This is a genomic window from Pseudomonas sp. Tul2A7 (assembly GCF_054790505.1).
The window spans coordinates 3032654-3054527 of sequence record NZ_CP186499.1 but is presented as its reverse complement, the minus strand read 5'-3'; the positions used below and the strand labels follow the sequence as shown (position 1 = coordinate 3054527).

The 21874-nt window shown below is 58.5% G+C and carries 24 protein-coding genes; 5 read left to right on the top strand and 19 right to left on the bottom strand.

The annotated features are described in order from the left end of the window. Positions 1–3: 3 nt before the first annotated feature. Genes ACOYXJ_RS13780 through ACOYXJ_RS13760 form a run of 5 tightly spaced genes read right to left on the bottom strand, consistent with a single transcriptional unit; the run spans position 4 to position 5199 of the window. Entirely contained in the window at positions 4–3093 is a 3090-nt protein-coding gene (locus ACOYXJ_RS13780; protein WP_460369956.1) for a pilus assembly protein, read from the bottom strand. Further along, complete coding sequence (locus tag ACOYXJ_RS13775; RefSeq protein ID WP_460369954.1) at positions 3080–3559, bottom strand: pilus assembly PilX family protein; 480 nt, start codon at positions 3557–3559, stop codon at positions 3080–3082. The genes ACOYXJ_RS13780 and ACOYXJ_RS13775 overlap by 14 nt, the downstream gene beginning before the upstream one ends. Positions 3560–3569: 10 nt before the next feature. After that, positions 3570–4283: a PilW family protein gene (locus ACOYXJ_RS13770; protein WP_150794026.1), complete on the bottom strand. Its 714-nt coding sequence runs from the start codon at positions 4281–4283 to the stop codon at positions 3570–3572. Next, positions 4280–4729 carry a type IV pilus modification protein PilV gene (gene pilV / locus ACOYXJ_RS13765; RefSeq protein WP_095121753.1) on the bottom strand — a complete coding sequence of 150 codons (450 nt, stop codon included), beginning with the start codon at positions 4727–4729 and terminating at the stop codon, positions 4280–4282. The genes ACOYXJ_RS13770 and pilV overlap by 4 nt, the downstream gene beginning before the upstream one ends. Next, a complete protein-coding gene (locus ACOYXJ_RS13760; protein WP_460369952.1) occupies positions 4726–5199 on the bottom strand; it encodes a GspH/FimT family pseudopilin in 474 nt (157 codons plus the stop codon). The genes pilV and ACOYXJ_RS13760 overlap by 4 nt, the downstream gene beginning before the upstream one ends. A gap of 130 nt (positions 5200–5329) precedes the next feature. Here ACOYXJ_RS13760 and ACOYXJ_RS13755 point away from each other — a divergent pair, with 130 nt between their 5' ends. Beyond that, positions 5330–5884, top strand: a complete 555-nt coding sequence (locus ACOYXJ_RS13755; protein WP_150794024.1) for a GspH/FimT family pseudopilin — start codon at positions 5330–5332, stop codon at positions 5882–5884. Here ACOYXJ_RS13755 and ispH read toward each other — a convergent pair. From ispH to murJ, 6 genes are all read right to left on the bottom strand, one after another. Next, positions 5856–6800, bottom strand: a complete 945-nt coding sequence (ispH, locus tag ACOYXJ_RS13750) for a 4-hydroxy-3-methylbut-2-enyl diphosphate reductase (RefSeq protein WP_034153853.1) — start codon at positions 6798–6800, stop codon at positions 5856–5858. The two genes, ACOYXJ_RS13755 and ispH, sit on opposite strands and share 29 nt — an antisense overlap. Positions 6801–6935: 135 nt before the next feature. Continuing rightward, on the bottom strand, positions 6936–7373 hold the full coding sequence (fkpB, locus tag ACOYXJ_RS13745; RefSeq protein WP_174244532.1) for an FKBP-type peptidyl-prolyl cis-trans isomerase: 438 nt from the start codon (positions 7371–7373) through the stop codon (positions 6936–6938). A gap of 7 nt (positions 7374–7380) precedes the next feature. Continuing rightward, positions 7381–7893, bottom strand: a complete 513-nt coding sequence (gene lspA, locus ACOYXJ_RS13740; protein ID WP_007963824.1) for a signal peptidase II — start codon at positions 7891–7893, stop codon at positions 7381–7383. Beyond that, positions 7886–10717 (bottom strand): isoleucine--tRNA ligase, encoded by a 2832-nt coding sequence (gene ileS / locus ACOYXJ_RS13735; protein ID WP_460369949.1) that lies wholly within the window; start codon positions 10715–10717, stop codon positions 7886–7888. Before ileS ends, lspA begins: the two co-directional genes overlap by 8 nt. Positions 10718–10730: 13 nt before the next feature. After that, entirely contained in the window at positions 10731–11669 is a 939-nt protein-coding gene (ribF, locus tag ACOYXJ_RS13730) for a bifunctional riboflavin kinase/FAD synthetase (RefSeq protein WP_008078544.1), read from the bottom strand. Between the two features lie 129 nt (positions 11670–11798). Then, positions 11799–13337, bottom strand: coding sequence for a murein biosynthesis integral membrane protein MurJ (gene murJ / locus ACOYXJ_RS13725; protein ID WP_460369946.1), 1539 nt, complete (start codon positions 13335–13337; stop codon positions 11799–11801). Between the two features lie 252 nt (positions 13338–13589). Between murJ and rpsT the strand changes: the two genes are divergently transcribed. Then, complete coding sequence (gene rpsT, locus ACOYXJ_RS13720) at positions 13590–13862, top strand: 30S ribosomal protein S20 (RefSeq protein ID WP_003228351.1); 273 nt, start codon at positions 13590–13592, stop codon at positions 13860–13862. 183 nt (positions 13863–14045) lie between these two features. On the opposite strand, the gene ACOYXJ_RS13715 is transcribed toward rpsT, so the two are convergent. From ACOYXJ_RS13715 to rplU, 5 genes are all read right to left on the bottom strand, one after another. Next, positions 14046–14513, bottom strand: a complete 468-nt coding sequence (locus ACOYXJ_RS13715; protein ID WP_102900531.1) for a CreA family protein — start codon at positions 14511–14513, stop codon at positions 14046–14048. A gap of 10 nt (positions 14514–14523) precedes the next feature. Further along, complete coding sequence (gene proB / locus ACOYXJ_RS13710; protein WP_026000682.1) at positions 14524–15642, bottom strand: glutamate 5-kinase; 1119 nt, start codon at positions 15640–15642, stop codon at positions 14524–14526. 123 nt (positions 15643–15765) lie between these two features. Beyond that, positions 15766–16989, bottom strand: coding sequence for an Obg family GTPase CgtA (cgtA, locus tag ACOYXJ_RS13705; RefSeq protein WP_016986202.1), 1224 nt, complete (start codon positions 16987–16989; stop codon positions 15766–15768). Positions 16990–17182: 193 nt separating this feature from the next. Beyond that, positions 17183–17440, bottom strand: coding sequence for a 50S ribosomal protein L27 (gene rpmA / locus ACOYXJ_RS13700; RefSeq protein ID WP_003176049.1), 258 nt, complete (start codon positions 17438–17440; stop codon positions 17183–17185). 34 nt (positions 17441–17474) lie between these two features. Further along, positions 17475–17789, bottom strand: a complete 315-nt coding sequence (gene rplU / locus ACOYXJ_RS13695) for a 50S ribosomal protein L21 (RefSeq protein ID WP_003176051.1) — start codon at positions 17787–17789, stop codon at positions 17475–17477. Between the two features lie 239 nt (positions 17790–18028). Here rplU and ACOYXJ_RS13690 point away from each other — a divergent pair, with 239 nt between their 5' ends. From ACOYXJ_RS13690 to ACOYXJ_RS13680, 3 genes are all read left to right on the top strand, one after another. Then, positions 18029–18997: a polyprenyl synthetase family protein gene (locus ACOYXJ_RS13690; protein WP_007909817.1), complete on the top strand. Its 969-nt coding sequence runs from the start codon at positions 18029–18031 to the stop codon at positions 18995–18997. 126 nt (positions 18998–19123) lie between these two features. After that, positions 19124–19465: a zinc ribbon domain-containing protein YjdM gene (locus ACOYXJ_RS13685; RefSeq protein WP_016986200.1), complete on the top strand. Its 342-nt coding sequence runs from the start codon at positions 19124–19126 to the stop codon at positions 19463–19465. 204 nt (positions 19466–19669) lie between these two features. Continuing rightward, on the top strand, positions 19670–19927 hold the full coding sequence (locus ACOYXJ_RS13680; RefSeq protein ID WP_034153845.1) for a PA4570 family protein: 258 nt from the start codon (positions 19670–19672) through the stop codon (positions 19925–19927). A 130-nt stretch (positions 19928–20057) separates the two neighbouring features. On the opposite strand, the gene ACOYXJ_RS13675 is transcribed toward ACOYXJ_RS13680, so the two are convergent. The 3 genes from ACOYXJ_RS13675 to ACOYXJ_RS13665 all read right to left on the bottom strand — a co-directional run bounded on the left by ACOYXJ_RS13675 (position 20058) and on the right by ACOYXJ_RS13665 (position 21727). After that, on the bottom strand, positions 20058–20675 hold the full coding sequence (locus ACOYXJ_RS13675; protein WP_150794020.1) for an FKBP-type peptidyl-prolyl cis-trans isomerase: 618 nt from the start codon (positions 20673–20675) through the stop codon (positions 20058–20060). A gap of 122 nt (positions 20676–20797) precedes the next feature. Then, on the bottom strand, positions 20798–21103 hold the full coding sequence (locus ACOYXJ_RS13670; RefSeq protein ID WP_008078563.1) for a DUF6482 family protein: 306 nt from the start codon (positions 21101–21103) through the stop codon (positions 20798–20800). Positions 21104–21238: 135 nt separating this feature from the next. Beyond that, positions 21239–21727 (bottom strand): TIGR00645 family protein, encoded by a 489-nt coding sequence (locus tag ACOYXJ_RS13665; protein WP_007909801.1) that lies wholly within the window; start codon positions 21725–21727, stop codon positions 21239–21241. Positions 21728–21874: the final 147 nt, after the last annotated feature.

The following is a 21874-nucleotide window of genomic DNA, read 5'->3' as shown; positions in this document are numbered from 1 at the left end:
CACTTACTGTATTTGTCGCCACATGATACGACGGCTGCCACCGCCGCCCTTTTCCACCAGGGTGGTGATGTTACCGCTGGAATCGTTAACAATTTTGCGTGTTGCGCCGTTGACGATGGCGTTCAGGGTCGGAATGCCACCGGTAAATATCACACCACTGGAAATCGTGTCGCTGCTGTCAACCACTCCATCCCCGTTGGTATCGAACACCGCATAGTTGAGCATCTTACCGCTGAACGCATCGAGTTCGGCCACTTTGCCGGTTCCGAAACTGGAACAGGGATCGGTGGTATCGACGCTGGCGGTGGTGAAGACGATTCGCCCAAGCACCAGACTGGCCTGATTGATCACGCGCTCACCGATCAGCGCGTTGTTATACACCAAGGGCAGGTACCAGCCCTTCTCTCCCGGATAGGTCGTGTCGTTCTGGGTAGTTGTCACAAACTGCCCGGTATTGCCGGAGAACACGCCAGTCACCGCCTGCGCCTGCAAACTGCCAACAGTGATGTTTCCGGAGCCGCCATCGGCATCCCACACCGAATAGAACGCCTGCAAATCCTTGTTGGTTTTGTCAGCCGTCTCGTTGAATTTACCGGTACCGACGAAAATCTGTTTGCCGCCAAGCGCGTTGTCCGCCAGTAGCGGTTGCGCGGTGATCGGTTGAGTCGCCCCGCCCGCCGTGGTGAATAACGGCTTGCCGGAAAACGCTAAACCCCAACTGTCCGTCGAGGTCGCGCTCAAGTCGAACTTCCATAAGCGCCCTTTCAAATCACCGCCATAAGCGGCCTGCACGACGTTCTGTGAGTTGACCTTGAGTTTCACCGAGGACAAACCATTAGTGGTTTCGGTACTGTCGATGACGATTTTCTTGATCAGCGACCCATCACGTACGTCCAGCACATACAACGCCGCCACGCCGGAGTTGCTGCCGTAGCCATTGGCAATGAAAGCAGCCCAGCGACCATCGGCCAAGCGTGCCACTTCCGGGCGTGCGTAGGCGTAACCCAGATCATTGAAAGCGTTGGCGGTGCTTGCAGTCGCCGGCGCACTGACTTCCCACAATGCGCGCAAAACGTTACCCGCCGAAGCGTCAAACAGTTGCAGCGCGTAGAACGTCTTGCCTCCGGCACCGGTTCCGCCGATGGCCAGGGTTTTCCATGCGCTATTGAGCTGGGCGTCATACACCCCGACCTGGCCGTCGACCAGAAACTTGTGGCTGACGCCGTTGAAGTAGTTCGGATCGGCAATCAGCCGCAGCGACGGTAATACGCTGGAAGGCATATAAGCGTAACGACGGCTGCCGTTGCCCGAGTTGATGACGTTGACGAAACCGTCGTTGGCGTTCACCACCAGACTGGCATTCATGTTTGCCGCTTTGGTGGTCAGGTAAGCGGTGTACGTGGTGTCGCCCGACAGATCGGAGGCTGTCTTGTCCGTCGGTGAGGCCAGCACCAACGGCGAGTTGATGATGTCGCCGAGCAACACGCTACGCACTTTGAGCCCGGTCTTGTTGGTGCCTTTGCTCCACTCCACCAGATCACTACCGGTAATACCGGTGGGCAGGCCATGGCTGAGTGTCGTCTGCTGGGGCGCGGAAAAATTACCATAGGCCAGCGCAACCGCGGCGTTGCTTGTAGTGTTCCACGACTGATAGGTCGGTGCGATCGCACTCGGTACGATAGTGGTGTCAGTGGTCCAGAGCACCGCAGAGGTATTCACCGCTCCGGATGCATTGAAGCCGAAGGACTTGATCGTGCCGCGCCAGTCCTTGGGGTCGTAACTGGTCTGAAAGTAACTGGAGCCGCTCGCCAGTGTGGTGCCGCTGGTGACACCACTACCGCCGGAACCGGCCTTTGAAGTGATATCACTCAACGCCGACGACAACGCGGCGTTGAGCCCGGTGCTGTCAGTCGCCTGGTAATACCTGCCCTGCCCGTAACTGGCCGCGTCCGACAGCATGTCGTTGTCGGCGGTGAAGCCCACGGTATAGGTGTTCATATTCTGCTTGGGAAAATCCACCGCGTTCCAACTCTTGCCCGCCGCGTCGGTACCGGTCGAGCGCATGTCGATATCGAAGGCGAACTTGGCGATATCATCCAGATACAACGTATCCCCTTCTTTGTCGCCATAGAGGTTGTTGCCGTCATTGCTGACACCGTCCCAGTTCGGTAACCGGCTGCCGCCCAATGGGTCGTTGCTCGGAAAGGTACGGTCGAAGGTCGGCAAGCCATCGGTTATCACCACGCCATAATTTTTCTGGCAGCGGTACTGGATCGGACTGGTATAGGTCGCGGGCGCGCTGTTGTAGTACGGCGCCATGCCGCGCATATAGCGGGTGATTTCATAGTAGGTTTCTGCCAACGGCGTGTTGGCCACGGCACTCAAACCATTGATCGATGAGATCAGCGCGTTGTAGTTGGTGTCTGCCTGCGCCTGCGTGACGCTCCCGGACACCGGCGCCAAGTCGCTGATCGAGCGGGCGATATAACCGCCATTACCAGAGTCGTTGTTGGTGACCGGGTTGAAAGTCGACAGGCCAATACGCAAAGTGCGATTGCTGGTGACCAGCGCCGTCGACACGTTACGCGCGACGTTGATTCGGTAGTCGTTGGGAATCGCCCCAGTGGTGAAATCGCGTGTGCCATTGTTGATGGCCAGACTGACGACGTAGGAAATGTAGTCGCCTGTATATCGCGTGTTGCCGCCACCCACAGGGTCTGGCAGTTTCAGACACAGTGGCGCGACACTGTTGTTGTAAAACGCGTACGCGCCACCCGAACACCCGGAGGTCGGAAGGCTTGATAAAAACACAGGATCGCCAGTGATCGTTGGCGCGTTCAGAGGGGTGCATAACCCGAGAAACGCATTGCACTGCCGCGCCGGTGTGCGATCAACCGTCGGATCGAATCCGGACGCATAAATGATGCTGTTCATACTCCCCGAATCGTCGATCAGCAGCATGACGTTGGGGGGCACCGCCGCCGCACTCAACAGCGGTGAATCGGAAGGCGTGAACGCATAGGCCGGCGCAGCGAGGTAAACACTCAACAGCATGCCGATCACCAGCGATGTGCAGCGCTCAATACTTCGCATAAACACTCTCCACCACGCTACGCGAAGTACCGGCGATGCCGACCGCTGTAACCCGATACAACGTCGCCGAGGTATTGCTCGGTACGTTCACCGCCGTGAGCGTGGTGCCGATATTCTGCACACCATAGAAACCATTGCCGGCGGCGATCCAGGTCACCCCGGAGGTCGAGTTGAACCCCGCCGCGCTGACCACTGATGACTCCGCTGGCGGCGCGCATTGCGTGAGACCGCTGCACACGGCCAGCGAATAACTGTCCAGTTGCACCGCACTTTCGCCAATCCGCAACGCCGCCTCGGCAGTCTGGAACGATTGATTGCGCAGACTCACGCTGCCGGCCATTTTTTCCTGCAGGTTGGCGCTCTGCATCGACGACAAACCAATCAGGGTCAACAACAGCAGGAAGACCAGACTGACCAGCAACACCATGCCGTGCTGAGTCTGACGGGTGTGAAGAGAAATCCTCATCAGCGCGCCCTCACTGCAAGCGGTTGCGCAAAGCGGCAACCACGTTGAAGGTTTGACTGCGCACCCGATTGTTCGGATCGTTGAGGGTCAGGCTCAGGCGCACACTGCGGATGCGCGCCGGATCACTGGGGTTGGCGCTATAAGTCGAAGCGGCCACATCTGTCGCGGAACTGGCCAGACCGAACATCACAGTGAACGCACTGACGTTGTTCACCAGCACCTGCTGCGTCGGTGTGCCGCTGCCGGTGCCCATGAGAATCTGATTGTTGCTGAAACTGTAGATCAGACGCCGGATCGGAAACGCGATCTGTCCACTCGCCGCAGATCGCAAGCCGGTATACGCCGTTGCACTGTTACGGCAGTCGGAGAGCACCGTCCAGGTCGGCGTGCCCCCGCCGCTGCCGATATCGGCGGTGACCAGCGTCAGTTTCAGGTTGGCATTGTCCCAACTGATCGGCATGACCTGCGCAGCGTTGAAGTCGCCCGCGGAGCTCGAATCGAGGATGGTGCCCAGACAACCGAACATCCCGACCATGCGAATTTCCTGAATCATCTTGCTCAATACGAACCGCGCGTCTTCCTGCATCGCGGCGGCGCTGTTCTGGCTGACATAAGTATTTTTCGCCGCGATGAAAATCTGCACCACGCCCAGCACCACAATCAGCCCCAGTGCCAGGGCGACGAGCATCTCGATCAGACCAAAACCACGCTGACCACGCCTCATGGTGTAGCCACCGGATCGACGGCGGCGCGGCTGGTCAGGACAAAACTGCGTTGAGCACTGGCGCTGTTGGCGGCTCGCGCATCGCTCCAGTTGATGGTAATCGTGTAAACCCGCTGATTGAGGGTGATGCTGCCTGTCGCGGTCGGGCCGCCGAAGTTGACGATGTTGGTGGTGAAATCGTAGAGATCCTGGTCGCGCGCAACGCTGAGATTGGCCGAAGTCGGCGGCGTGACGGTGTAGTCGGCGCCAGAGTTGGCGCGGATGCGGTCCATCATGTCGTAGGCGATGAAACTGGCCTGGCTGGTCATCCGCGAGCTGTCGGTGTACTTCAGCGCATTCAGTTGCACCGCTGCCGCGCCCAGCAGCCCGACCGTCAGAATCAGCAACGCGACCAGTACTTCGATCAGCGTCATGCCCTGCTGTACATATTGACTCCCTGCCCTCATCCGCAACTTCCACCCAATTGAATTCGTCCGTTCAAACACACGTTCAGCGTCCTGCTTTGCGTTCCCAACGTGTAACTGATGGTCACCGCCGTCGACGGCGCTGCCAGACCACCGAGGTTGTTGAAATCCAGTGCGGTCACTCCTGAGGGTAGCGTCAGAGTGGCGCCGCTGCTCATCGCGGGAACAACCCGCAACACATTGGCCGGATTGCCAGTACTGTCGTAGACCGATAACTCACCGGTCCAGACGCTGCCGCCAGCGGTTGGACGCAGGCGCAGGGTGGTGCCACGGTCGATCGCTTCGAGCCTGGCGAAATTGATCGCTCGCTGCAGGTCGCCTATCTCGGTATCGGCCTTGCTGCCCTGTATCGAACGAGTGAACGCCGGCACCGCCAGGGTGATCAGGATCACGGAGATCGCGATCGCGACCAACAACTCGATCAGCGTGAAACCTTTTGTACGAAGATCCATCAATGCCCTCCGTTGCCGTCGGCTATACCTGCTTCTACAAGCTAGAACATTCAACCGGCCCGCGTCGGTTGATTTGCCCTGCCCGGCGCACGGAGCGCGCCGTTCATCACATTCCACGGAGGGAGTTTTCATGCCGCAACAGGGTTTCAGCCTGATCGAACTGCTTATGGGACTGGCAATTGGCGCAATTGTTCTGCTGCTGGTCAGTCCGGCATTTGCCACGCTCAGGGAATCGAACCAACGTGATCAAGCCGCGCAGTCGCTGCTCGACGGTATTCGCAACGCGCGAACACTGGCCATCACGCGCAATCAGAGCGTGGTGATTCATGGCATCAACGGCGACTGGAGTCAGGGCTGGCGGATCATTCTGGATATCAGCGGCCAGGGGCCGAAGGACAGCAGCAATCCGCTGCTGCAAGAAAGTGTGAGTGACACGCAGGTGCCGATTGTCGGTAATTGGTCGGTGAGTCGTTACGTACGTTTCAGCAGTCTGGGGCAACCGCTGATGCCCGGGCGGGCGTTTCAGGCAGGGACATTACATGTCTGCTCGGCTCGCGAGCCGGTCAGCCAGCGTCAGATAGTGCTGGCGGCGACCGGACGCGTGCGCCTGAGCAGCGAAGAAGCTGAGCAGGCGCTGTGTCAAAAAGCCAAACGTATCAGATCGAACGCACGCGCAGCTCTTTAGGCATCGAGAACGTGATGTTCTCTTCGCGCCCGGCCAATTCATCGGCACCGGTCGCGCCCCAGGCCTGCAATTGCTGAATCACGCCACGCACAAGCACTTCCGGCGCGGACGCCCCGGCGGTGATGCCGATTCGCTCGACACCATCGAACCAGCTCTTTTGCAGGTCTTCGGCACCGTCGATCAGGTAGGCCGGTGTGGCCATGCGCTCGGCGAGCTCACGCAGACGGTTGGAGTTGGAGCTGTTCGGGCTGCCAACCACCAGCACCACGTCGCATTCGTCGGCCAGTTGCTTGACCGCGTCCTGACGGTTTTGCGTGGCGTAGCAGATATCGTCCTTGCGCGGACCACCGATGGCCGGGAAGCGCGTGCGCAAGGCATCGATGACGCGACTGGTGTCGTCCATCGACAGCGTCGTCTGAGTAACGAAAGCCAGTTTTTCCGGATTGTGCACCTGCAACTCGGCAACGTCTTTCTCGTCTTCGACGAGGTAAATCGCGCCGCCATTGCTGCCGTCGTACTGACCCATGGTGCCTTCGACTTCCGGGTGACCGGCGTGACCGATCAGGATGCACTCGCGACCGTCGCGGCTGTATTTCGCCACTTCGATGTGCACCTTCGTCACCAGTGGGCAAGTGGCGTCGAACACTTTCAGGCCACGGCCGGCGGCTTCGGTACGCACGGCTTGGGAAACACCGTGGGCACTGAAGATCACGATGACGTCGTCCGGCACCTGATCCAGCTCTTCGACGAAGATCGCTCCGCGGCTGCGCAGGTCTTCAACGACGAACTTGTTGTGCACCACTTCATGGCGCACATAGATCGGCGGCCCGAAGACTTCCAGGGCGCGGTTGACGATTTCGATCGCCCGGTCCACGCCGGCGCAGAAGCCACGGGGGTTGGCGAGTTTGATTTGCATGCTGTGCCTCGTGTCTTGCGCGCGAAAACAATGAAAAACCACTGTAGGAGTGAGCCTGCTCGCGATCGCGGAGTGTCAGTCAACATAAATGCTGAATGTCAGGCACTCATCGCGAGCAGGCTCGCTCCCACATTTTTACAGCGCTTTGACGGAAATGATTTCCACGTCAAAGGTCAGCGTCTTGCCCGACAGCGGGTGGTTGAAGTCGATGGTCACTTGCGTGTCGTCGAACTCTTTCACCACACCCGGCAGCTCAGTATTGGCCGCATCGTTGAAGATCACCAGCAAACCCGGCGACAACTCCATGTCGACGAACTGCGAACGCGGGATGATCTGCACGTTCTGCGGGTTCGGCTGGCCGAAAGCGTTTTCCGGCTCGACGGTCAGCGTGCGCTTGTCGCCGGCCTTGAAGCCGAACAGCGCCGCTTCGAAACCCGGCAGCAAATTGCCGTCGCCAACCTTGAAGGTCGCCGGGGCTTTGTCGAACGTACTGTCGACGGTGTCGCCGTTCTCCAGGCGCAATGCAAAGTGCAAAGTGACTTCCGTGTTCTGGCCGATGCGTTGCTCAGCCAATACCTGTTCAGTCATGAACGGCTTCTCCGGTTTTTTTACTTTTGAACATATCCAGTGCCAGCATCACCGCGCCAACGGTAATAGCGCTGTCGGCGAAGTTGAACGCCGGGAAGTACCAGCGGTTCTGCCAGTGCACCAGAATGAAGTCGATTACATGGCCCAGGGCAATGCGGTCATACAGATTGCCCAGTGCACCGCCCAGCACTAGTGCCAGAGCGACAGCCAGCCAGGTGTCATTGCGGCCCAGGCGCTTGAGCCAGACCACCAGCACCGCACTGACCACAATCGCGATCAGGGCAAACAGCCAACGCTGCCAGCCGGAGCTGTCCGCAAGGAAGCTGAACGCAGCGCCGGTGTTGTACGCCAGGGTCCAACTGAAGTAATCGGGAATGATCACGATCTGCTGGAACATTTCGAGCTTGCCTTCGAAGTAGAACTTGCTGGCCTGGTCAATGACCAGAACCAGCAAACTCAACCAGAGCCAGCTCAACCGTCCGAAACGGCCAACGGCATTAGGCATAGTGACGAACCTCGCCAGCGCCGCTGATGTTGTCGACGCAACGACCGCAGATTTCCGGATGCTCCGGGTTCACGCCGACGTCTTCGCGGCAGTGCCAGCAACGGGCGCACTTCGGGAAGGCCGATTTGACAATCTTCAGCTTCAGGCCGCTGACTTCAGTCACTACCGCGTCGGCCGGAGCCTGAACGAACGGCGCAACGCTGGCAGTCGAAGTGATCAGGACAAAGCGCAGTTCGTTGCTCAGCTTGGCCAGATCGGCGCTCAGCGCGTCTTCGGCGTACAGCGTCACTTCGGCTTGCAGGTTGCCACCGACGGCTTTCGCCGCACGCTGGATTTCCATCTCTTTGTTGACCGCTACTTTGACCGCCATTACGCGCTCCCAGTAGTCGCGACCCAGTTCAACGTCGGCCGGCAGTTCGGTCAGACCTTCGTACCAGGTGTTGAGCATCACCGACTCGTTACGCTCACCCGGCAGGTATTCCCACAACTCGTCAGCAGTGAAGGCGAGGATCGGTGCGATCCAGCGCACCAGCGCTTCGGAGATGTGGAACAGCGCGGTTTGCGCCGAACGGCGGGCCTTGCTGTTGGCGCCAGTGGTGTACTGACGATCCTTGATGATGTCGAGGTAGAAACCACCCAGCTCCTGCACGCAGAAGTTGTGGATCTTCGAGTAGACGTTCCAGAAACGGTATTCGCCGTAGTGCTCTTGCAGCTCGCGTTGCAGCAGCAAGGTGCGGTCGACCGCCCAACGATCCAGTGCAAGCATTTCTTCGGCCGGCAGGATGTCGGTGGCCGGATTGAAACCGCTCAGGTTCGAAAGCAGGAAACGCGCGGTGTTACGGATACGACGATAGGCGTCCGCACTGCGTTGCAGAATCTGATCGGAAACGGCCATTTCACCCGAGTAGTCGGTCGAAGCGACCCACAGACGCATGATGTCGGCGCCCAGGGTGTCGTTGACCTTCTGCGGCGCGATCACGTTGCCCAGAGACTTGGACATCTTGCGCCCGGCTTCGTCGACGGTAAAACCGTGAGTCAGCAGTTCGCGGTACGGCGCGTGGTTGTCGATGGCGCAACCGGTCAGCAACGACGAGTGGAACCAGCCACGGTGTTGGTCGGAACCTTCCAGGTACAAGTCGGCACGCGGGCCGCTCTCGTGACCCATCGGGTGCGAACCGCGCAGGACGTGCCAGTGCGTGGTACCCGAGTCGAACCAGACGTCGAGGGTATCGCTGATCTTGTCGTACAGCGGCGCTTCGTCGCCGAGCAGTTCGGCAGCGTCCATCTTGAACCAGGCTTCGATGCCTTCGACTTCAACGCGCTTGGCGACTTCTTCCATCAGCTCGACGGTGCGAGGGTGCAGCTCGCCGCTTTCCTTGTTGAGGAAGAACGGGATCGGCACGCCCCAGTTGCGCTGACGCGAGATGCACCAGTCTGGACGGTTGGCGATCATCGAGTGCAGGCGCGCCTGGCCCCAGGCCGGAACGAACTTGGTGTCTTCGATGGCTTTGAGCGAGCGCACACGCAGGGTGTCGCCGCTGGTTGGCTCTTTGTCCATGCCGATGAACCACTGCGCGGTGGCGCGGTAGATCAGCGGGGTCTTGTGGCGCCAGCAGTGCATGTAGCTGTGTTCGATGACGGTGGTGTGCAACAGCGCACCGACTTCGGTCAGCTTGTCGACGATGGCCGGATTGGCCTTCCAGATGAACTGGCCGCCGAAGAATTCCAGCGACGGCACGTACACGCCGTTGCTCTGCACCGGGTTGAGGATGTCGTCGTTGACCATGCCGTACTTCTTGCAGGTCACGAAGTCGTCCACGCCGTAGGCCGGGGCGGAGTGAACCACGCCGGTACCAGCGCCCAGTTCGACGTAGTCAGCCAGGTACACCGGCGACAGACGGTCATAGAACGGGTGACGGAAGTTGATCAGTTCCAGTTGTTTACCGGTGCTGGTCGCAATGACCGAGCCTTCAACGCCATAGCGCGCCAGGCAGGCTTCGACCAGCTCTTCAGCCAGCACCAGCAGCTTGTCGCCGACATCAACCAGTGCGTAGTTGAATTCCGGGTGAACGTTCAGCGCCTGGTTGGCCGGGATGGTCCACGGGGTGGTGGTCCAGATCACGATCGACGCTGGTTTGCCCAGCGACGGCAGACCGAACGCAGCAGCCAGTTTAGCTTCATCAGCGATCGGGAAGGCGACGTCGATGGTCGAGGACTTTTTGGTCTCGTACTCGACTTCCGCTTCAGCCAGGGCCGAACCGCAGTCGAAGCACCAGTTCACAGGCTTGAGGCCCTTGAACACGAAACCGCCCTTGACGATTTCAGCGAGGGCGCGGATTTCACCGGCCTCGTTCTTGAAATCCATGGTTTTGTACGGGTTGGCCCAATCGCCCAGCACGCCGAGACGGATGAATTCGGACTTCTGCCCTTCGATCTGCTCGGTGGCGTAGGCACGGCAAAGTTCGCGGGTCTTGTCCGCGCCCAGATTTTTGCCGTGGGTCACTTCAACCTTGTGCTCGATCGGCAGGCCGTGGCAGTCCCAACCCGGAACGTACGGCGCGTCGAAGCCCGACAGGGTCTTCGAGCGGATGATCATGTCCTTGAGAATCTTGTTCAGTGCGTGACCGATGTGGATCGTGCCGTTGGCATACGGAGGACCGTCGTGCAGAACGAACTTCGGACGATCCTTGCCAATCTCGCGCAACTTTCCGTACAGGCCAATACTGTCCCAGCGCTGCAGGATCTGCGGTTCGCGCTGTGGCAGGCCGGCCTTCATTGGGAAGGCGGTGTCCGGAAGGTTTAGCGTGGCTTTATAGTCGGTCATTTAAGGCTCTTCATTAGCGATGGGCGCTAGGTGCGGCTAGTGCACGGGCGGTGGCGACATCCGCATTGATCGCCGTTTTCAATGCCTCCAGAGAGGCGAAGCGCTGCTCTTCACGCAGCTTTTGGTGGAAAACCACCGTCAAACGCCGGTCATACAGATCGCCGGCAAAATCTAGAAGATGGACTTCAAGGTGGGCCTTGCCATCACCTTGTACCGTGGGCCGTACGCCGATATTGGCGACGCCGGGCCAGGTCTTGCCGTCGATATCGACATCCACCAGGTACACCCCGGTGAACGGCACGCGACGACGCTTGAGTTGAATGTTGGCAGTGGGCGTACCCAGTTGCCGGGCCAGTTTCTGCCCGTGCAGCACGCGACCGGCAATCCGGTACGGGCGACCGAGCAAACGTTCGGCCAAGGCAAAATCGGCAGCGGCCAACGCGTTGCGCACCTGCGTGCTGCTGACGCGAATGCCGTCCAGCTCGACGGTTTGCGCCGCTTCGACGGTAAAACCGTGCATCTGCCCGGCCTGCAGCAGGAAATCGAAATCGCCGAGGCGGTCGCAACCGAAACGGAAATCGTCACCGACTTCCAAATGCTGCACGCCAAGACCATCGACCAGGATGGTATCGACGAACTCACTGGCGCTGAGTTTGCTCAGACGCTGGTTGAAGGCCAGGCACAACACCCGGTCGACGCCTTCGGCAGCCAGCAATTGCAGCTTGTCGCGCAAGCGGGCCAGACGTGCCGGCGCGGTCTCGGGGGCAAAGAATTCCCGTGGCTGCGGCTCGAAAATCACCACGCAGCTGGGTACGCCCAACTCGAGCGCACGCTCACGCAGTCGGGCCAGGATAGCCTGGTGACCACGGTGAACACCGTCAAAGTTGCCAATAGTGGCGACGCAGCCCCGATGCTGGGGGCGCAAGTTGTGGAGGCCTCGAACCAGCTGCATAACGCGCTTCTTGCTCATAAAGTGGTCGATTATAACCACACCCGACGGCCGACGACAGGCAACACCGTAACGCAAAGTGAACGAGCCGACAAAACTGCCGGCCCGCGCCTGTTTATAAGGGGTAAAACCTTAGCTCAAGGCCTTGCGATTGAAATCGCGCAGACGGAAACCGAGCAGCAGCAACATACCGAAATACGCCACTACGCCGGCAGCCACCAAAGCGCCAAGACGCAGGAAGCGCTCAAGCATGTGACCTTGATCCCACGCCGGCATGAAATGCATGCCAAGCAGCAACACTGCCGACATCACCGCCACCGCGATAACCAGTTTGAAACCGAACTTGGCCCAACCCGGCTGCGGCTGATACATCTGCTGTTTGCGCAATTGATAGAACAGCAATCCGGCGTTGAGACAGGCACCGGCACTGATCGCCAGGGCCAGCCCCGCGTGCGCCAACGGGCCAATCAGCACCAGGTTGAACAGTTGAGTGACGATCAGGGTGAAAATTGCGATTTTCACCGGGGTACGGATGTTCTGTTGCGCATAAAAGCCCGGCGCCAACACTTTGATCACGATAATCCCGAGCAAACCGACAGAGTAAGCAATCAATGCGCGCTGAGTCATTTCGGCGTCGAAGCCACTGAACTGACCGTACTGGAATAACGAAACAGTCAGCGGCTCGGCGAGAATCCCCAGCGCCAGCGCACACGGCAGCACCAGTACAAAGCACAGACGCAGGCCCCAATCGAGAATCCGCGAATACTCATGACGATCTTTGCTCGCGTAAGTTTTCGCCAGCGTCGGCAGCAGAATCGTGCCCAATGCCACGCCGAGCACACCGGATGGCAACTCCATCAGGCGGTCGGCGTAATACATCCACGACACCGAGCCTGCGACCAGAAACGAGGCGAAGATGGTGTTGATGATCAGCGAAATCTGGCTGACCGAGACACCGAGAATCGCCGGCAGCATCTGCTTCATCACGCGCCAGACACCGCTATCGCGCAGGTTCAGGCGCGGCAGCACCAGCATGCCGATCTTTTTCAGGTGCGGCAGTTGATAGAGCAACTGCGCCAGGCCGCCGACCAATACCGCCCAGCCCAGCGCCATCACCGGTGGATCGAAGTACGGTGTGAGGAACAGCGAAAACACGATCATGCTGACGTTGAGCAGAGTCGGCACGAAGGCCGGCACCGAGAAACGGTTCCAGGTATTGAGAATCGCGCCCGCCAGTGAGGACAGGGAGATCAGCAATATATAGGGGAAGGTCACCCGCAACAGATCGGAGGTGAGCTGGAATTTTTCCGGCGTATCGGTAAAGCCCGGAGCCGTTGCCCAGATCACCCAGGGTGCGGCGATCATGCCCAACGCCGTCACTACCGCCAACACCAGCGTCAGCAGACCCGACACATAGGCAATAAAGGTTCGGGTCGCCTCTTCACCCTGCTGACTTTTGTATTCGGCAAGAATCGGTACGAAAGCTTGAGAGAAAGCTCCTTCGGCGAAGATCCTGCGCAGCAGATTGGGCAATTTGAAGGCGATAAAGAAGGCGTCCGTCGCCATCCCGGCGCCGAATGTACGAGCAATCAGCGTGTCACGAACAAAGCCCAGAATCCGGGAAAGCATCGTGATAGAGCTGACGGCGGCCAACGATTTGAGCAGATTCATTGAGGGAATTTGTGCCTGTCGATAAACAGCAGGCGAACAAAGCGCCTACTTGTGCGATACTCCGCGCCGCAGCAGCACAGAGCCAAAGCTCGCGAGTTTACAGGTCAAGCGCCGGAAATAAATATCCCGCCTCTTTATACCTACCACTTAGCGGAACGTTTCAAGTGCCCTTGACAAGACTTCTCTTCATCGGCATGATTCGCGGCCTATTTTGTTTGCTATTTCCTAAAAAGTCTTTCGAGGAGCTCGACGGTGGCCAACTCACCTTCCGCCAAAAAACGTGCAAAACAGGCTGAGAAGCGTCGCAGCCACAACGCCAGCCTGCGTTCCATGGTTCGCACCTACATCAAGAATGTAGTTAAAGCCATCGACGCAAAAGACGCTGAAAAAGCTCAAGCTGCATACGTTCTGGCTGTGCCAGTTATCGACCGTATGGCCGATAAAGGCATCATCCACAAGAACAAGGCTGCTCGTCATAAGAGCCGCCTGAATGGCCACGTCAAAGCGCTGAAAGAAGCTGCTTAATCGACGTAGTCATTAAAAAAACCGACCTTAGGGTCGGTTTTTTTATGCCTGAAATTTGGTGAATCCAGCGCAAAAAAATGTAGGAGTGAGCCTGCTCGCGATGGAGTTGTATCAGTCGATGCATATATTGACTGATACAACGCCATCGCGAGCAGGCTCACTCCTACAGTTGGATTTGCGGTGTTATTGCTGGACGGGCACCCACGGCAGGATCGGGATGGCGGTCACGGCATTCTGCGGACTGCCTTCGATCAAGCGATCGCTGTAGACCAGGTACACCAGCGTATTACGCTTCTTGTCGAGGAAACGCACCACCTGCATGGTCTTGAACACCAGCGAAGTGCGCTCCTTGAACACCTCGTCGCCATCCTTCAGATCACCCTTGAACTTGATCGGACCCACCTGACGACAGGCGATCGACGCTTCGGCGCGATCTTCAGCCAGACCCAAACCGCCTTTTACGCCGCCAGTCTTGGCGCGCGACAGGTAGCAAGTCACACCCTCGACTTTCGGATCATCGAAAGCCTCGACCACAATACGGTCGTTAGGGCCGACAAACTTGAACACCGTCGACACTTGACCGATTTCCTCGGCCGAGGCGAGCAATGGCAGCGCCATCAGCAAGCCCAACAATCCTTTTGCTAAACGCATCGAGTTTTCCTTAGACCAGAATCAGGTTGTCACGGTGAACCAGTTCAGGTTCCGCCATGTATCCGAGCAAACCGACAATCGCATCCGACGACTGACCGATGATCTTTTGTGCTTCCAGCGCGCTGTAGTTGGCCAGCCCCCGGGCAATCTCACGACCGTCAGGCGCCACGCAGACGACCATCTCGCCGCGACGGAAACTGCCCTGCACCAACTTCACACCTACCGGCAGCAGGCTTTTGTTGCCCTTGGACAACGCCGACACCGCCCCCTCGTCCAGCACCAGCGTGCCGCGAGTCTGCAGATGCCCGGCCAGCCATTGCTTGCGCGCCGCGAGCATGCCGCGCTCAGGCGACAGCAACGTACCGATACGCTCACCCGCCTTCAGGCGATCCAGCACGCGCTCAAGACGCCCACCAACGATAATAGTGTGCGCACCGGAACGCGCAGCCAGTCGCGCCGCTCGCAACTTGGTCTGCATACCGCCACGCCCCAGCGCCCCACCCGTGCCGCCCGCCACCGCATCGAGACTCGGATCATCGGCGCGCGCTTCGTAAATCAGCTGCGCGTCGGGATTGTTGCGCGGATCAGCGTCGAACATGCCATCGCGATCAGTGAGGATCACCAGCAGATCGGCCTCGACCAGGTTAGCCACCAGCGCCGCCAACGTGTCGTTGTCGCCGAAACGGATTTCGTCGGTGACCACGGTGTCGTTTTCGTTGATGACCGGGATGACTTTCAGCTCGACCAGTGCGCGCAGTGTGCTGCGGGCATTCAGGTAGCGCTTGCGGTCGGACAGGTCGTCGTGAGTCAGGAGAATCTGTGCAGTGTGCCGACCATGCTCGGCGAAGCTCGACTCCCACGCCTGCACCAGACCCATCTGACCAATTGCCGCAGCCGCCTGGAGCTCGTGCATCGCACTGGGTCGTGCGGTCCAGCCCAAACGACTCATGCCGGCCGCCACCGCCCCGGAGGACACCAGCACCAACTCGACGCCAGCCTCATGCAAGGCCACCATCTGCTCGACCCAGACACTCATTGCCGCGCGATCCAGCCCCTTGCCATCAGCTGTCAGCAAAGCGCTGCCGATCTTCACGACCCAACGCTGCGCACCTGTCACCTTGCTCCGCATCATCTTCAACCTTAGCTTGAGGGCAACGCGACCCAGCGCCGCCCATGACGTTATTTGTGACTTGCGATTTCCAGATACTAAAACGCCGCTCGATTGAGCGGCGCTTAAGTTTACTGCAACGAATCAGTCACGCACGTAAATGATTTCCGGACCGTCTTCGTCATCCACATCTTCTTCGTCCCAATCATCGTCGCCGATGTCATGGACCGACTTCACGCCGCTGCGACGCAGGGCACGCTTGTCATCCAGCGCCTGCAGTTGCGCACGAGCTTCGTCTTCGATGCGCTGATCGAGATCGGCCAACTCTTCCTTGTAAGCCGGGTCATTGGCCAGGCGATCGGCGCGGTCTTCCATGTAACGCATGATGTCGTGGCACAGACGCTCGGTACCGATCTTGGCGATCGCCGAGATCACATAGACCGGACCCGTCCACTCGAGGCGATCAACGATTTCCTTGACGCGCTCATCGTGCTCTTCTTCAAGGATCTGGTCGCACTTGTTCAGCACCAGCCAGCGATCACGCTCAGCCAGGGACGGGCTGAACTTGATCAGCTCGTTGACGATCACTTCAGCGGCATCCGGTGCACTGCTGTCATCCAGCGGCGCCATGTCGACGAGGTGCAGCAGCAAACGCGTGCGCGCCAAGTGCTTGAGGAAGCGAATGCCCAGGCCAGCACCGTCGGAAGCACCTTCGATCAGACCCGGAATGTCAGCAATGACGAAGCTCTTCCAGCGATCGACGCTGACCACACCGAGGTTCGGCACCAGCGTGGTGAACGGGTAATCGGCAACTTTCGGCTTGGCGGCCGATACCGAACGGATAAAAGTACTTTTACCGGCATTCGGCAAGCCCAGCAGACCGACGTCAGCCAGTACTTTCATTTCCAGTTTCAGATCACGCTGCTCACCCGGCTTACCCGGAGTGGTCTGACGCGGCGCACGGTTGGTACTGGATTTGAAACGGGTGTTGCCCAGACCGTGCCAGCCGCCCTGTACTACCATCAGCTTCTGGCCAGCCTTGGTCAGGTCGCCGATGACTTCCTGGGTAGCGGAGTCGATCACCGTGGTGCCAACCGGCACGCGCAGGATCAGGTCTTCGCCTTTTTTACCGGTGCAGTCGGTGCTGCCGCCGTTGGAGCCACGCTCGGCATCGAAGTGCCGGGTGTAACGGTAGTCGACCAGGGTGTTGAGGTTTTCGTCAGCCATCATGTAGATGGAACCGCCGTCACCGCCATCACCGCCGTTCGGGCCACCGTTTTCGATGAATTTTTCCCGACGGAAACTCATGGCGCCATTGCCGCCGTCACCAGCCTTTACGCGAATCGATACTTCATCAACAAACTTCATAACCAACGCCTCTCGCCATACGGACGAGCCGAAAAACAATCAAGACATAAGACTCTTGCAAAAATGAGCGCAGCGACCCCAAAACACGACATGTATCGCACGCCGACAGCCCATACAAACAGTTTTGCAAGAGACTCACCCCACAAACGAAAAAGCCCCGTCGCGAGACAGGGCTTTTCCAGCGATCGCGCAATTAAGCTGCGACAACGCTCACGTAACGGCGGTTGAACGCGCCTTTTACTTCAAACTTGATCACGCCTTCGATTTTCGCGAAGAGGGTGTGATCCTTACCCATGCCAACGCCGTAGCCAGCGTGGAATTGGGTGCCGCGCTGACGCACGATGATGTTGCCCGGAATGATTTTCTGGCCGCCATACATCTTAACGCCAAGGCGTTTGGCTTCTGAGTCGCGACCGTTACGGGTACTACCACCAGCTTTTTTGTGTGCCATGAGTCAATTCTCCTAGTGAGGAATTAGGCTGAAATTAAGCCTGAATACCGGTGATTTTGATCTCGGTGTACCACTGGCGGTGGCCCATACGCTTCATGTGGTGCTTACGACGACGGAACTTGATGATGCGGACTTTATCGTGACGACCTTGGGAGATCACTTCAGCCACAACGGTAGCGCCAGCAACAACTGGAGCGCCGATATTCACGTCGTCGCCATTGGCAACCAACAGAACGCGATCAAAGGTAACGGATTCGCCGGTGGCGATTTCCAGTTTTTCGATCTTCAGGTATTCACCTGGGGCGACTTTGTACTGCTTGCCGCCAGTAACGATTACTGCATAAGACATGGTATTTCTCCGATAATCCTGCTCACCCAGCTCTTTATAAGAAGAGGTATTGGCTGGCATGGCTGCATTAGGCTGGAAGGCCTGTTGCAATTGCGTAAGGCAGGTGCTGCCCAGGAAGTTCAGGGTGCGCGATTGTACGCAAGCTGCGAGAGTCACGCAAGAGGCCGTCCATCGCGCCTTGACAGGTCCGGATGGGGGTCCTAGCATGCCGCGCAACCCTTCTGGAGCGACTCTCGCTGATGCAACCCCAAGCTTTCTACCGCGCGGTGGCGGACGATTTTAGCGCCGTCGACGGCATCATCAAGAAGCAGCTGACTTCCCGAGTACCGCTGGTATCGAAAATCGGCGATTACATCACCTCGGCCGGCGGCAAACGTCTGCGTCCTTTATTAGTGTTGCTGTGTGGCAAGGCCCTGGGTCGCGAAGGCGACGACATGCGTCTGCTGGCCGCCACCATCGAATTCCTGCACACCGCCACCCTGCTGCATGACGACGTGGTCGACATGTCCGGCATGCGCCGTGGCCGCTCGACCGCCAACGCCATGTGGGGCAACGCCCCGAGCGTGCTGGTCGGCGACTTCCTGTACTCGCGTTCGTTCGAAATGATGGTCGAACTGGGCTCCATGCCAGTGATGAAGATCCTCTCCCAGGCCACGCGCATCATCGCCGAAGGCGAAGTGCTGCAACTGTCCAAAGTGCGCGACGCCAGCACCACCGAAGAAACCTACATGGAAGTCATCCGCGGCAAGACCGCGATGCTCTTTGAAGCTTCGACCCACAGCGCGGCTGCATTGGCCGGCGCTACCGCCGAGCAGAGCGAAGCCCTGCGTACTTTCGGCGATCACCTGGGTGTGGCGTTCCAACTGGTCGACGATCTGCTCGACTACAAGGGCGACGCCGAGACCCTGGGCAAGAACGTCGGTGACGATCTGGCTGAAGGCAAACCGACCCTGCCGCTGATCTACACCATGCGCGAAGGCACGCCGGAACAGGCTGCCCTGGTGCGTCAGGCGATCCAGAAAGGCGGGATCGAAGACCTGGAAAGCATCCGCATTGCTGTGGAAGCTTCCGGTTCGCTGGAGTACACCGCACAACTGGCCCGTGATTACGTGGCCCGTGCGATCAAGTGCCTTGAGGCGCTGCCGGCCAGTGAATACCGCGATGCGCTGGTGGAACTGAGCGAGTTTGCGGTCGCCCGTACGCACTGATTCTGCCAGCCTCAGCAAAAGCCGCAGCCTTCCTTCGAAGCCTGCGGCTTTTTGTTGCCTGCCCTCTTGCGATTAAAACCCTATACAATGTGCGACTTTTAGCGATCCACATCCCAAGGAGCCTTAGTGAGCACGTTGCCACCCTGCCCGAAATGCAATTCCGAATACACCTACGAAGACGGTACCCAACTGGTGTGCCCGGAGTGCGCCCACGAGTGGTCCGCCAGCGGCGAAGCCGAAGTGGCGTCCGATGATGCAGTGAAGAAAGATTCGGTCGGCAACGTCCTGCAGGACGGCGACACCATCACCGTGATCAAGGATCTGAAGGTCAAGGGCACCTCGCTGGTGGTCAAGGTCGGCACCAAGGTCAAGAACATCCGTCTGTGCGACGGCGACCACGACATCGACTGCAAGATCGACGGTATCGGCCCAATGAAACTCAAATCCGAGTTCGTCAGAAAGGTCTGATTCCGCTGTCATCCATCCCGCGCCGGGCGTGGGATGGAGCTTCGCCCTCCCCGCTCCACCCAGCAAAACCGCGCAATAGCCAAACGCCAGCCGTTTTGACCTTACGCAATCTTTACCCGGAAAATTTCACAATCCGCCAATAGACGCTTGCTATTTGATGAATAAGAATTATTCTCATTGAAACCCTTCAAGGAGATGAGAACCATGACTTATTTGATCGACGCCTGGCTGGACCGCCCACATCCTTACCTCAGAATTCTCCATCGGGAAACCGGCGAGGTCTGTGCGGTACTTGAAGAAGAAGCCCTGCATGAGCTGCAGGATCAAGGGGATCTGGACGTCAGCAGCCTGAATTCCAGCGAACCATTGGTGCTCAAGGAACTGGTGCGCAATCTGTTCCTGTTCTGCTATGCCCGGGCCTTGCGCCCGACCAGTGAACTGCATCACAAGATAGAACTATGAGCATCACCCAAAAAACTGTGGGAGCCAGCCTGCTGGCGATGGTATCAACGCGGTCCTGAAGGAAAACCCGGTCGATCCATCGCCAGCAGGCTGGCTCCCACATTAGCCCGCCATCAAGGCAGGCCCGGTCTTACAGAACGTCCAGCAGCTCGACGTCGAATACCAGAACGCTGTGCGGCGGGATGCTGCCAACGCCTTGAGCGCCGTAAGCCAGTTCGCTCGGCACGTACAGACGCCATTTGCTGCCGGCATTCATCAGTTGCAGGGCTTCGGTCCAGCCGGCAATCACGCCGCCAACCGGGAATTCTGCAGGCTGGCCACGCTCGTAGGAGCTGTCAAACACGGTGCCGTCGATCAGGGTGCCATGGTAGTGAGTACGCACGTCGTCTTCACGGGTCGGCTTGGCGCCTTCGCCCTGAGTCAGCACTTCGAATTGCAGGCCGGAAGCCAGGGTGGTGATGCCGTCACGCTTGGCGTTTTCAGCCAGGAAGGCCAGGCCTTCGCCAGCAGCGGCTTCAGCTTTGGCAGCGGCTTCGGCTTGCATGATCTCGCGGATCACCTTGAAGCTGGCGGACATTTCTTCCTGGCCAACACGGCTTTCCTTACCGGCGAACGCGTCGGTCAGGCCTGCCAGGATCGCGTCCAGGCTAACGCCCGGTGGCGGGTTGTCGCGCAACTGGTCACCCAGCTGACGGCCGATGCCGTAGCTGACGCGGGTTTCGTCGGTGGACAGATTTACTTCGGACATGACACTGCTCCGCTGTGCGGACGGCCACAAGACTTGCCGTGCGTGCACAGCGCGTCCCGGCGCGCCCGGAACCAAAAGGGCGAGCAGACTAGCACAGATGTTCCGGCGATGGCGCGCAACGCCTACAGGGCAGAACGCCAGGCAAGCGGCACCTTCAGGCTTTCCTCGCCACTGGCACCCAGGCCACACATTTCATCGTGCACCGAGGTGTGTACAAGGTTGAAGGGCAACACCGGAAAGGCATGCAGCAAATCCCGCGCATGCTCAACCGAACGTAGCGTCAGCATATTGCCTTTGAGATCACTCAACGGATATGCCGCCCCGTGCATCCGCGCTTCGAGCAGATAAATCCCGCCTTCCATGGAGATAAGGTTCAACTCATCAACCTTCCTGGCGATGGCAAACGCATTCAACTCTTGCAGGTTCATGAACGCACCTCACAACGTGGCGAGTCAGGACCTCTACAGGGATAAGCCTGCGCACACCAAAGCACAAGCCACAAACGACACCGCCCGTCTGTTTCGCAACAGACGGGCGGTGTTTTTGCAGCGATCAACGCTTGATCAGTGCTTGGTGACCTTGTCCAGGTAACCCATGGCGAACGCCGAAACGACGAAGGTCATGTGGATGATCACGTACCACATCAAGTGCTCGGGATCGACGTTCTTGGCGTCCATGAAGATGCGCAGCAAGTGGATCGAAGAAATTGCCACGATCGAAGCGGCGACTTTCATCTTCAACGACGAAGAGTCCATGGTGCCGAGCCAACTGAGCTTTTCCTTGCCTTCATCGATGTTCAGTTCAGAGACGAAGTTCTCGTAGCCGGAAATCATCACCATCACCAACAGGCCACCGACCAGTGCCATGTCGATCAGCGACAGCAGCACCAGAATCAATTCCGATTCAGCCATTGAGAAGACGTTGGGCAGGATGTGGAAAACTTCCTGGAAAAATTTCAGTGCCAGCGCCAGCAGTCCGAGGGACAGCCCGATATAGATCGGCGCCAGCAGCCAGCGCGAGGCGTACATTGCATTTTCGATAAAGCGTTCCATTGAATCTCACACAGGGGGCTGGAAATGGCGGCGAGTATAACAGCCCGCTATGACAGCCAGAAACCGCCGAAAAATCCGCCACCTGCGTGTGTGGGTGATTTTTTTTCTGCTAGTGTCCAAACCATTGACAGCCCAGTGACTGTAGAC

Excerpts from the sequence above, each read along its gene's own strand:
- ACOYXJ_RS13780 (WP_460369956.1), bottom strand. The coding sequence starts at position 3,093 with ATGCGAAGTATTGAGCGCTGCACATCGCTGGTGATCGGCATGCTGTTG.
- ACOYXJ_RS13775 (WP_460369954.1), bottom strand. The coding sequence starts at position 3,559 with ATGAGGATTTCTCTTCACACCCGTCAGACTCAGCACGGCATGGTGTTG.
- ACOYXJ_RS13770 (WP_150794026.1), bottom strand. The coding sequence starts at position 4,283 with ATGAGGCGTGGTCAGCGTGGTTTTGGTCTGATCGAGATGCTCGTCGCC.
- pilV (WP_095121753.1), bottom strand. The coding sequence starts at position 4,729 with ATGAGGGCAGGGAGTCAATATGTACAGCAGGGCATGACGCTGATCGAA.
- ACOYXJ_RS13760 (WP_460369952.1), bottom strand. The coding sequence starts at position 5,199 with ATGGATCTTCGTACAAAAGGTTTCACGCTGATCGAGTTGTTGGTCGCG.
- ACOYXJ_RS13755 (WP_150794024.1), top strand. The coding sequence starts at position 5,330 with ATGCCGCAACAGGGTTTCAGCCTGATCGAACTGCTTATGGGACTGGCA.
- ispH (WP_034153853.1), bottom strand. The coding sequence starts at position 6,800 with ATGCAAATCAAACTCGCCAACCCCCGTGGCTTCTGCGCCGGCGTGGAC.
- lspA (WP_007963824.1), bottom strand. The coding sequence starts at position 7,893 with ATGCCTAATGCCGTTGGCCGTTTCGGACGGTTGAGCTGGCTCTGGTTG.
- ileS (WP_460369949.1), bottom strand. The coding sequence starts at position 10,717 with ATGACCGACTATAAAGCCACGCTAAACCTTCCGGACACCGCCTTCCCA.
- ribF (WP_008078544.1), bottom strand. The coding sequence starts at position 11,669 with ATGCAGCTGGTTCGAGGCCTCCACAACTTGCGCCCCCAGCATCGGGGC.
- murJ (WP_460369946.1), bottom strand. The coding sequence starts at position 13,337 with ATGAATCTGCTCAAATCGTTGGCCGCCGTCAGCTCTATCACGATGCTT.
- ACOYXJ_RS13715 (WP_102900531.1), bottom strand. The coding sequence starts at position 14,513 with ATGCGTTTAGCAAAAGGATTGTTGGGCTTGCTGATGGCGCTGCCATTG.
- proB (WP_026000682.1), bottom strand. The coding sequence starts at position 15,642 with ATGCGGAGCAAGGTGACAGGTGCGCAGCGTTGGGTCGTGAAGATCGGC.
- cgtA (WP_016986202.1), bottom strand. The coding sequence starts at position 16,989 with ATGAAGTTTGTTGATGAAGTATCGATTCGCGTAAAGGCTGGTGACGGC.
- rpmA (WP_003176049.1), bottom strand. The coding sequence starts at position 17,440 with ATGGCACACAAAAAAGCTGGTGGTAGTACCCGTAACGGTCGCGACTCA.
- rplU (WP_003176051.1), bottom strand. The coding sequence starts at position 17,789 with ATGTCTTATGCAGTAATCGTTACTGGCGGCAAGCAGTACAAAGTCGCC.
- ACOYXJ_RS13690 (WP_007909817.1), top strand. The coding sequence starts at position 18,029 with ATGCAACCCCAAGCTTTCTACCGCGCGGTGGCGGACGATTTTAGCGCC.
- ACOYXJ_RS13680 (WP_034153845.1), top strand. The coding sequence starts at position 19,670 with ATGACTTATTTGATCGACGCCTGGCTGGACCGCCCACATCCTTACCTC.
- ACOYXJ_RS13675 (WP_150794020.1), bottom strand. The coding sequence starts at position 20,675 with ATGTCCGAAGTAAATCTGTCCACCGACGAAACCCGCGTCAGCTACGGC.
- ACOYXJ_RS13670 (WP_008078563.1), bottom strand. The coding sequence starts at position 21,103 with ATGAACCTGCAAGAGTTGAATGCGTTTGCCATCGCCAGGAAGGTTGAT.
- ACOYXJ_RS13665 (WP_007909801.1), bottom strand. The coding sequence starts at position 21,727 with ATGGAACGCTTTATCGAAAATGCAATGTACGCCTCGCGCTGGCTGCTG.